Genomic DNA, 9,212 nt, shown 5'->3' on the forward strand with positions numbered 1-9,212 from the left:
AGAAGGTAAGGTGTAAGGCTGCCTCCGCTAGTGGGGTGTTCTATACCGGTGAAATAGCTGAACAACTAAAAGGTAGATCAGACAGAACACTTTTTCCATAGTGGTCGTATTAACCTGACTCTATTGCTGTGGTCACTTGCCCCACCGATAATATTTGTACGTCGGAAAGCGGGGTGATTGGCCGGAGCGGAAGCCAGAAGGTAAAATATTAATTTCAAGTTATGATAGTTCAAAATTTTTTATTAATAAGAACCATTCTGAAATGAGCTTGCTTTTCATTTACTATGCTAATTTAAAAAGACTTATTCTTTAACTTTTACCGCTGAAGGCTTATAATAAAAAATAACTTTAAAAACACTGTATGAAAAATGGAGAGGGAGATTTTGAATGGTTTCTCCAAACGCTGGTTCGAAAATAATGATTCAAAGTTATAAACATAATGGACAATTTCATCGAGTCTGGAAAAATAGTGTGGTACTAAAAGGAACGGAAAGCATTATCATTGGAGCAAATGATCGGACAAAGGTGGTGGAAAGCGACGGACATTCCTGGGTGACAAGAGAGCCGGCTATTTGCTATTTCGATGCCAAGCATTGGTTTAATATTATTGGCATGCTTCGTGACGACGGCATTTATTATTACTGTAATCTCAGTTCGCCGTTTGTTTATGATGAGGAGGCAAGATCACTGAAATACATTGACTACGATTTAGATGTAAAGGTATTTCCCGATATGACTTTTAATCTGCTCGATGAAGATGAATATGAAGAAAATAAAGTTTTAATGCATTATCCGGAAGAAATTCACCACATTCTTTACCAGCAGCTCAATGTATTGATTCATTGGATTCGTCAGGGGAAAGGACCTTTTTCTCCGGGATTTGTGGATGATTGGTATGAAATGTATTTAACGTATCATTAAAAGGAAGGGGAGCAGCAAACAGAAAGGTGAAATTGTCTGAGAGACTTCAAAGCGATTTGATTGCAATCAGAATGGATAAAGAGGTATCCTTATTACTGGGTATAGTAATAAGGATACCTCTTTTATATTATCGTATTGAAGCAGAGGAAGTTGATAAATGAGCAGTATCAGACAGTATATGAAATTTGTAAAACCGTACACATGGAAAATTATATGGACATTACTTATCGGGGTTGTCAAATTCGGTATTCCATTGTTAATGCCTTTAATTCTGAGATATGTTATCGATAATATTGTTACGGTAGAAAATATGACTCAAGCCGAGCGAATCTCCCGGTTATTCTGGATAATGGGAATTTCCTTTGTGGTCTTTTTAATTATTCGTCCGCCAGTTGAGTATATACGACAATACTTAGCGCAGTGGGTAGGAAATAAAATCCTTTTTGATATCAGAGGAAAGTTATTCGATCATCTGCAGAAATTAAGCTTAAAATTTTATTCGAAGACCAAGACAGGAGAAATTATTTCCAGGGTCATCCATGACGTGGAACAGACGAAAAATTTTGTGATGACAGGGCTGATGAATATTTGGCTGGACGTCACCACCATTTTAATTGCCATTATTATTATGTTTACCATGGATGTGCCGCTCACCTTTGTATCGATTATTTTATTCCCGTTATTCGGGATTTCTGTCAAATACTTTTTCGGCCGTTTACGCCGTTTGACAAGGGAAAGGTCACAGGCTTTAGCTGAAGTACAGGGACATCTGCATGAGCGGATTCAAGGTGTTCCGGTAACGAGAAGTTTTGCACTGGAAGATTATGAAGATGAACAGTTTGATAAAAGAAACAGACATTTTCTGGACCGTGCCTTGAAACATACAGATTGGAACGCCAGAACTTTTGCAGTAACAAATACAATTACCGATTTAGCGCCGCTTTTAGTAATTGCTTTTGCGGGTTATCAGGTAATTATGGGCAATACAACGCTTGGTACGATGGTAGCTTTTGTCGGATATATGGAACGTGTCTACAGTCCGCTGCGCAGATTGATTAATTCATCCACGACATTAGTACAGTCTATTGCTTCGATTGACCGTGTCTTTGAATTAATGAATGAGCCTTATGATATTACGGACAAAAAAGATGCAGTGGATCCGGGCAGATTACAAGGAAAAGTGACGTTTAACCATGTTTCCTTCCAATATGATGACGAAGAAGAAATGGTGCTCAATGATGTGGATCTCCATGTTCAAAAAGGAGAAACGATTGCCTTTGTCGGAATGAGTGGGGGAGGAAAGTCAACACTGATCAGTTTAATTCCCCGCTTTTATGATGTCACAGGCGGGTCCATTGAAATTGATGGTATGGACTTGCGGGACATGCAGGCGCGTGCGTTGCGGGATAACATTGGCATGGTGCTGCAGGATAATATTTTGTTTTCTGAATCCATTGAGACAAATATTCGAATGGGGAATCCAGATGCAACGAAAGAAGAAGTTATCCGCGCAGCAAAAGCAGCCAACGCCCATGATTTTATCGAAGAAATGCCAGAAGGATATGAAACCATGGTCGGCGAACGTGGTGTAAAATTATCCGGTGGGCAGAAGCAACGGGTTGCTATTGCACGTGTCTTCCTGAAAAATCCGCCGCTCCTGATTTTTGATGAGGCTACGTCGGCATTGGATTTAGAAAGTGAGCATCTTATTCAAGAAACATTGGAAAAACTTGCTTCTGACAGAACAACCTTTATTGTAGCGCACCGTTTAGCAACCATTACACATGCAAGCCGTATTGTGGTTGTAGAAGATGGAGAAATTGTAGAAATCGGATCGCATGAGGAACTAATGAAGCTTCGTGGTCATTATTATGATCTGTATCAAATTCAAAATTTAGATGAATAGAGCAATATAAAAAAGGCTTTTCCCGGATGTTTCAACCATTTTCCAGGAAAAGCCTTTTTATATAATGAAATGCTTTATTGGTTTTCCGCCATTTTTTCAAATACACGGCCAACTGCATCAATCGTATGCTCAATATCTGATTCTGTGTGTTCAGTAGTTAAGAACCAAGCTTCATACTTGGAAGGTGCCAGATTAATACCTTCTCTCAGCATAAGTTGGAAGAAAGTTGCAAAAGCGTCTCCATCTGAAGCGTCTGCCTGGCTGTAATTGGTTACTTTATCAACGCCGAAATAGACAGTTAAAGCGCCGCGGAGACGATTAATGGTCAGATGGATATCATATTCTCTCGATTTTTCTAAAATACCTTCTTCCAGACGCTGTCCAAGATGTTCTAATTTATCGTAAACGCCATCTTCTTTTAATACTTCTAAGCAAGCAATTCCTGCCGCCATCGAAGCGGGATTTCCCGACATGGTTCCAGCCTGATATGCAGGCCCGAGCGGTGCAACTTGTTCCATAATGTCTTTACGTCCGCCATAAGCGCCGATTGGCAGACCGCCGCCGATTATTTTGCCCATTGCAGTTAAATCAGGCTCGATGTTATAAAGCTGTTGCGCACTGCCATAGGTGAAGCGAAAGGCAGTGATAACCTCATCGTAAATAACAAGCGCACCGGCGCGATGCGTGAGCTCATTCACTTCCTGTAAAAATCCTTCGAACGGTTCGACAATGCCAAAGTTACCTACAATCGGTTCAACGAGTACCGCTGCAATTTCGCCTTCCCATCGATCTAACGCTTCTTTAAAAGCATCCAAATCATTAAATGGCACGGTAATAACCTCCGCAGCGCTGGAGGCAGGAACGCCGGCTGAATCGGGAGTGCCCAGAGTAGAAGGACCGGATCCTGCTTCGACCAGTACAGCATCGAAATGTCCATGGTAGCAGCCGGCAAATTTGATGACTTTAGTGCGGTTTGTATAGGCGCGTGCCACACGTACCGTTGTCATGACAGCTTCTGTACCAGAATTATTAAAACGGACTTTTTCCAGCGAAGGCATTGCTTCTTTTAACATTTTCGCAAATATATTTTCCAACTCTGTCGGCGTTCCGTACAGCACACCGGTTGTTGCCGCTTCTGCAATTGCTTTGGCAATATGCGGATGGGCATGTCCGGTAATGATTGGACCGTATGCTCCTAAATAATCAATATATTTGTTATCATCCACATCCCAGAAATAAGCTCCTTGACCTCTTTTCATATAGACCGGTGATCCTCCGCCAACCGCTTTATACGAGCGGGAAGGAGAATTCACCCCGCCGACAATATCTTGTAAAGCTTCTTGGTACAGCTTTTCTGAATTTGTAAACTTCATTATTTTGTTTCCTCCTCATTCTTCCCAACCTGTAAAGGATGTTCATACGCATTTGCAGGTTCCATTAAACATGAGAATCCCAAAAACAGCCAAAAGAGACCGGATAATCGGTTCATCAAATATGCTGGCGGATTTTGTGTATTCTCTAGAAGGTAAAATCTGTTTTTCTTTCTAATGTATTTTACCCAGTTACTAATATAACAAAAAATTGCAAGGAAAACTTGTACAAACTGTTTTTGTTTCTGCATATATATAAGATAAGTGCAGGTGACTTACCTGTCCAATCAGGAATTGCGAGTATATTTCGAAAGAGCAAAGCGGGAAGGAGGCAAAAAGAATGGGTATCCCCTGGATATTTTGTATCTTGATTATTATGTTAATCGGCAGAAGTTTGTATGATTTTATACAATATAAATCCATACATCCTCGTTTGCATATGAGGGAAGGCCATTTTTCTCTGGAAATTTTTATCGCTATGCTTGTTGTTTATTTTATTATTATGGTTGGTTATGGGCTGGTTTATTTTATTTTATCGTTTCAGGGAATTGTTATTGTAGAACATGGAGAACTTAGAGAAGTGTCCATATGGGGATCAGTTGCCCATTCCATTTATTTTAGCGGTGTTACTTTGCTGACGCTTGGTTACGGCGACCTGGCGCCAGTCGGTATTGGGCGGATTATTGCGCTTTCAGAAGCGCTGATTGGATACATACTGCCTGCTGCATTTGTGCTAAAGGTGGTACAAATCAGCAGCAGAGACAATGATAAATGAATCTTGTTCTGTAATATGCTATATTGAACATAGAAAATAGATGAAGTATATGGAGGGATTCGATGCAGTTGGAAGCAGGAACAAAGGTAAATGATTTTACATTGCCAAACCAGGACGGGGAACAAGTCAGTCTATCTGATTTTCAAGGAAAGTATGTTGTTTTATATTTTTATCCAAAAGATATGACTCCAGGATGCACGACGGAAGCGTGTGATTTCAGAGATCATCATGAAAGTTTCGGGGATTTGGATGCAGTCATTGTCGGTATCAGCCCTGATCCGGCCGCCCGGCACCAAAAATTTATCGATAAACATGAATTGCCGTTTACATTGCTTTCAGATGAAAACCATGAAGTAGCCGAGCAATTCGGTGTGTGGAAGTTGAAGAAGAATTTTGGCAAAGAATATTATGGTATCGAGCGTTCTACTTTTATTTTAGATAAAGAAGGAAAGCTCATGACAGAATATCGAAAAGTTCGGGTAAAAGATCATGTGACGGATGCTTTGAATTACTTAAAAGAAAATACAACTGATGAAGCATAAAAAGATGGGAGGGTGACAAAGTGCGAATTTACACCAGATCTGGGGATAAAGGTCAAACATCGCTGGTTTACGGGCAGCGTGTGCCTAAAAATCATCTGCGGGTAGAAGCGTACGGAACTTGTGATGAAGTAAATGCAGGAATTGGCCTGGCCGCAAGCTATATTGAAGAAACGGATTGGGAGGGAAAAGCTGCATTTCTAGATCAGCTGCACCGGGTACAGACTGTTCTTTTTCATGTCGGAGCAGAATTGTCCACGCCAAAAGGAAAAGAAGTTTATTGGAAGCTTGAACAAAAACATATTGATGAGATGGAAAAGCAAATTGATGAATGGGATAAATCACTTAATCCTTTAAAGAATTTTATTCTGCCATCCGGTCATAAAGCAGCCAGCGCACTCCATCAGGCCCGCACAGTAGTCAGAAGGGCAGAGCGTTTAACAGTGGGGTTGGAAGATGAAGTGGAGAATAAGCTTGTTTTTAGTTATCTGAACCGATTATCCGATTATTTATTTGTTGCTGCCAGGTATGTAAACAAACAGTTGGAAGGAGAAGAAAAGCCGCTTCATATTAATGTGTAAGTTCAAAAAGAGGAACAACAAGAATACAGGTAATATGGATGCTTTTTGATCATAGGCACTTTGTTTGAATTGATTGACATAATGCACACAGGGCGATAAACTAATTATAAGAATTATAATCTAATAATTTTATTAATTGGGAAGAGAGGTGTTTAGGGTGTCTGAGACTGAAGATAAATTACGGCAAGCAATTGATACTTTGAAAAAGTCAGGCGTCCGGATTACACCACAACGACACGCCGTACTCGAGTATTTGCTTAATTCAACGATTCACCCGACTGCGGATGATATATATAAAGCACTTGAAGGAAAATTTCCAAATATGAGTGTTGCAACGGTTTATAATAATTTACGTGTATTAAAAGATATTGGACTGGTTAGAGAACTCACTTACGGAGATTCTTCGAGCAGGTTTGACTGCAATACATCAGATCATTATCATATCATTTGCAATCAGTGTGGAAAGATTGTTGACTTTCACTATCCATCGTTAGAAGAAGTAGAATCGCTGGCTGAACAGGTGACAGGTTTTGACGTCAGTCATCATCGCCTGGAGGTTTACGGAACTTGTAATGCCTGCAAAGAGCAGCAGGTAGCAAAAGGATAGTACATTCCGGCCGGCGTCGAAATTTTAATTTCTATGTTATTAAAAAAGCACAATGCTTTAGGGGTTCATGGATGATACCTCCCGGGCATTGTGCTTTTTTTACTTGTTTTCTTCACGGAATTTACGTTGATTATACCGTTCATCAAAGTCTTTACCTTCTAAGCTCTTATCTAATGTCAGCGGTTCCTTGCAATGCATACATGCATCTACACGTCCTAACATTTTTGTAGGCTTCTCACAATTCGGACAGACGACGGGGACCGCCCGTAAAGATAAAGTACCAATCCATATGTATATAACGCAGCTGAGTACAATCATCAATATGCCTAATATAAACAGGCTGAGCATCAACCAGCTGATATTACGGACCATCAGACCGACATACATGATTAAAATACCGGCAAAAACAAGGATTAGGGCAAAGGTGCGTATTTTATTTATTTTACTTGAATAAGTGATTTGTTTCGCCATTAAAAATCCTCCCTTAGATGCTAAGGTCAGTATATCACAGAATAGGAGAAGAATGAATCTTAAAAATAAACTACTCCGCTTTGAAAGATGCAGGAATGCCGAGTTGCATTTATAATATAATTTTAATTGTGCCGAAAAAGCTTATTTTCTAAAATTGTATATTTTTTAGAAGTGAAAAAAGGGTTTTTAAAGTATATATCGAATCATGTGTTAATGAGAGAGAAAACAGGGAGGCAACTGTTAAAATGGAGAACTTTCAAAGAATGATTTATCAGGAGCATGCGAGCAATCCGAATACATTAGGAATACTTGTAGTAGAGAGAACGCAATTTGATCATCCGATTACCGACGAATTCGATAGTATTTTATTGATTATTGTCGAAGGTCAGGAAGTCGACTGGTACGTAAAACATTATGAAGTGAGCGGTCAGACTGTAGCAATGCATATTGTAACAAAGACACTTTTGATGGATTGGATTGATACAAGCGGTTATCGGCGTGCAGCAGAATGGGTTATATATGGAAAGAAAGTATATGACCGGAATGAATTTGTAAAAGAATTAAAAAATGAACTTCAATCTTTTCCAGAAGATAAACGTACACTTCGTAAGATGATTGATTTCGGGAAATTGCTGAAAAATTTCAGTGAAGGAAAAGCATTATATGAATCCAAAGAGATAATGGATTCCTACAGTAAAATTCTAAATTCACTCCATTATTTAGCGAGATTATCTGTTATTGATCAAGGATATTATCCAGAAGTAACGGTCTGGACGCAGGTGAAGAATATTGACTTAGAAGTCTACAAACTATACGAAAAATTTATGGACAGCACCGAGAATTTAGAAAAAAGAATTGAATTAATGTTAATTGCGATGGATTTTGTTATGTTCAATAAAGCGGAATCTGCTTCCATGCATCTTTTAAACCTATTGAGTGGACAAGAGGGTTACTGGTCTTATGCATCTATTAAAGCTTTACCGGAAATTGAACACTATACATTGGATTTAAACGCGATTATATCTTACTTGGAGGAAAAAGATATTATCGAGATGGAACTCGTTGCTACCAAGAATCCGGCTGTGTTTCAACGAATGTACAAGCTGAAGGGGTAAGGGAAGGATTTAATTTTAGAACAAATCTCAAGCCCTATCTTTTCTTTTGAATCAAGTATGGTATTCGTTCAATTTAGTTTGCGTTATATATCAGGTCTCCGTTCATTTAATTGGAAAGGGTTAGGCTAGTCAGAAGGGGAAGAGAATTCAAAGCATGTTTGATGAAAGAAATTATTCAAACATACTTGTTCTTTTTAGTTAAGTAATGAATAACTGCAGTTTTCCCTTTTGTTTTCATATTCCAATGGAGAAAACCTACAGAAAAGCAGATTTCATTTTTCTGTAAATAAACATAGGCAGTGCCCAGGTTTGTTCCTATTCCTCCATTTGTTTTGTTGAGAAGTCTAGACTTCGAACGCGTGGAATAGGAAGTGTTTTTCTGGTTAAAGAATACAAGTTTTTCAATTACGAAGGAAAATAAAAATAGGCTAAGCTCTTTCTGTTTGTATATATATAGAAAAGAACGGCAATGATTAATATGTTCGTGTTTATACGGTTGTACACTATTTGGCTACCCTGCAAATCTGCAGGGTATGTCAGTATTTGTAAATTTATTTTGATTAAATTTACAAAATCCGTTGACTTTCTATTCCCATGATGGTAAAGTTATTTTTGTTGCTGATTTGAGCAACCGCTCAGCTAATATAAAAGCTAGCGCGAAATAAAAAAGTTATTGACATCATTTTGCGGAAATGATATATTAATTGGGTCGCTGTTTTTAGAGGCGACAAACAAATTGCTCTTTGAAAACTGAACAAAACAACCAGTACGAAAGAAGAAAGACAACCTCGTTTTTCTTAAAAAAAGTCAGTAATGACTTCTGAAAGCTAAGAAACACAAACACTTTTATGGAGAGTTTGATCTTGGCTCAGGACGAACGCTGGCGGCGTGCCTAATACATGCAAGTCGAGCGCGGGAAGCGAACGG

9 protein-coding genes and 1 rRNA gene are annotated in these 9,212 nt (G+C 39.0%); 8 read left to right on the forward strand and 2 right to left on the reverse strand.

Translation table 11 applies throughout. The annotated features are described in order from the left end of the window. The first annotated feature begins 387 nt into the window (after positions 1-387). Both ntdP and ACFQ19_RS14935 read left to right on the forward strand, forming a co-directional pair. Positions 388-921 (forward strand): nucleoside tri-diphosphate phosphatase, encoded by a 534-nt coding sequence (ntdP, locus tag ACFQ19_RS14930; RefSeq protein WP_379593394.1) that lies wholly within the window; start codon positions 388-390, stop codon positions 919-921. A 157-nt stretch (positions 922-1,078) separates the two neighbouring features. Next, positions 1,079-2,827 carry an ABC transporter ATP-binding protein gene (locus tag ACFQ19_RS14935; RefSeq protein WP_379593395.1) on the forward strand — a complete coding sequence of 583 codons (1,749 nt, stop codon included), beginning with the start codon at positions 1,079-1,081 and terminating at the stop codon, positions 2,825-2,827. 74 nt (positions 2,828-2,901) lie between these two features. Here the strand turns inward: ACFQ19_RS14935 and ACFQ19_RS14940 are convergent, their stop codons facing one another. Beyond that, positions 2,902-4,200 carry a glutamate-1-semialdehyde 2,1-aminomutase gene (locus tag ACFQ19_RS14940; RefSeq protein ID WP_379593396.1) on the reverse strand — a complete coding sequence of 433 codons (1,299 nt, stop codon included), beginning with the start codon at positions 4,198-4,200 and terminating at the stop codon, positions 2,902-2,904. A 337-nt stretch (positions 4,201-4,537) separates the two neighbouring features. Between ACFQ19_RS14940 and ACFQ19_RS14945 the strand changes: the two genes are divergently transcribed. From ACFQ19_RS14945 to perR, 4 genes are all read left to right on the forward strand, one after another. After that, complete coding sequence (locus ACFQ19_RS14945; RefSeq protein WP_379593397.1) at positions 4,538-4,972, forward strand: ion channel; 435 nt, start codon at positions 4,538-4,540, stop codon at positions 4,970-4,972. 62 nt (positions 4,973-5,034) lie between these two features. Then, the gene (gene bcp, locus ACFQ19_RS14950) at positions 5,035-5,514 is read left to right on the forward strand and encodes a thioredoxin-dependent thiol peroxidase (protein ID WP_379593398.1); all 480 of its coding nucleotides are present in this window, start codon (positions 5,035-5,037) and stop codon (positions 5,512-5,514) included. A 20-nt stretch (positions 5,515-5,534) separates the two neighbouring features. Beyond that, the gene (locus tag ACFQ19_RS14955) at positions 5,535-6,092 is read left to right on the forward strand and encodes a cob(I)yrinic acid a,c-diamide adenosyltransferase (protein WP_379593400.1); all 558 of its coding nucleotides are present in this window, start codon (positions 5,535-5,537) and stop codon (positions 6,090-6,092) included. Between the two features lie 157 nt (positions 6,093-6,249). Further along, the gene (gene perR, locus ACFQ19_RS14960; protein ID WP_379593401.1) at positions 6,250-6,699 is read left to right on the forward strand and encodes a peroxide-responsive transcriptional repressor PerR; all 450 of its coding nucleotides are present in this window, start codon (positions 6,250-6,252) and stop codon (positions 6,697-6,699) included. 99 nt (positions 6,700-6,798) lie between these two features. Here the strand turns inward: perR and ACFQ19_RS14965 are convergent, their stop codons facing one another. Next, entirely contained in the window at positions 6,799-7,170 is a 372-nt protein-coding gene (locus ACFQ19_RS14965) for a YgzB family protein (protein WP_379593402.1), read from the reverse strand. A gap of 245 nt (positions 7,171-7,415) precedes the next feature. On the opposite strand from ACFQ19_RS14965, the gene ACFQ19_RS14970 reads away from it, so the two are divergent. Then, complete coding sequence (locus ACFQ19_RS14970; RefSeq protein WP_379593403.1) at positions 7,416-8,285, forward strand: nucleotidyltransferase-like protein; 870 nt, start codon at positions 7,416-7,418, stop codon at positions 8,283-8,285. Between the two features lie 845 nt (positions 8,286-9,130). Continuing rightward, positions 9,131-9,212 (forward strand): 16S ribosomal RNA (locus ACFQ19_RS14975); the annotation flags it as partial.

This window comes from Oceanobacillus locisalsi, assembly GCF_042675985.1.
Classification (GTDB): Bacteria; Bacillota; Bacilli; order Bacillales; family Amphibacillaceae; genus Oceanobacillus; species Oceanobacillus locisalsi.

Coding starts and splice junctions, on each gene's coding strand:
- ntdP (WP_379593394.1), top strand. CDS start 388: ATGGTTTCTCCAAACGCTGGTTCGAAAATAATGATTCAAAGTTATAAA.
- ACFQ19_RS14935 (WP_379593395.1), top strand. CDS start 1,079: ATGAGCAGTATCAGACAGTATATGAAATTTGTAAAACCGTACACATGG.
- ACFQ19_RS14940 (WP_379593396.1), bottom strand. CDS start 4,200: ATGAAGTTTACAAATTCAGAAAAGCTGTACCAAGAAGCTTTACAAGAT.
- ACFQ19_RS14945 (WP_379593397.1), top strand. CDS start 4,538: ATGGGTATCCCCTGGATATTTTGTATCTTGATTATTATGTTAATCGGC.
- bcp (WP_379593398.1), top strand. CDS start 5,035: ATGCAGTTGGAAGCAGGAACAAAGGTAAATGATTTTACATTGCCAAAC.
- ACFQ19_RS14965 (WP_379593402.1), bottom strand. CDS start 7,170: ATGGCGAAACAAATCACTTATTCAAGTAAAATAAATAAAATACGCACC.
- ACFQ19_RS14970 (WP_379593403.1), top strand. CDS start 7,416: ATGGAGAACTTTCAAAGAATGATTTATCAGGAGCATGCGAGCAATCCG.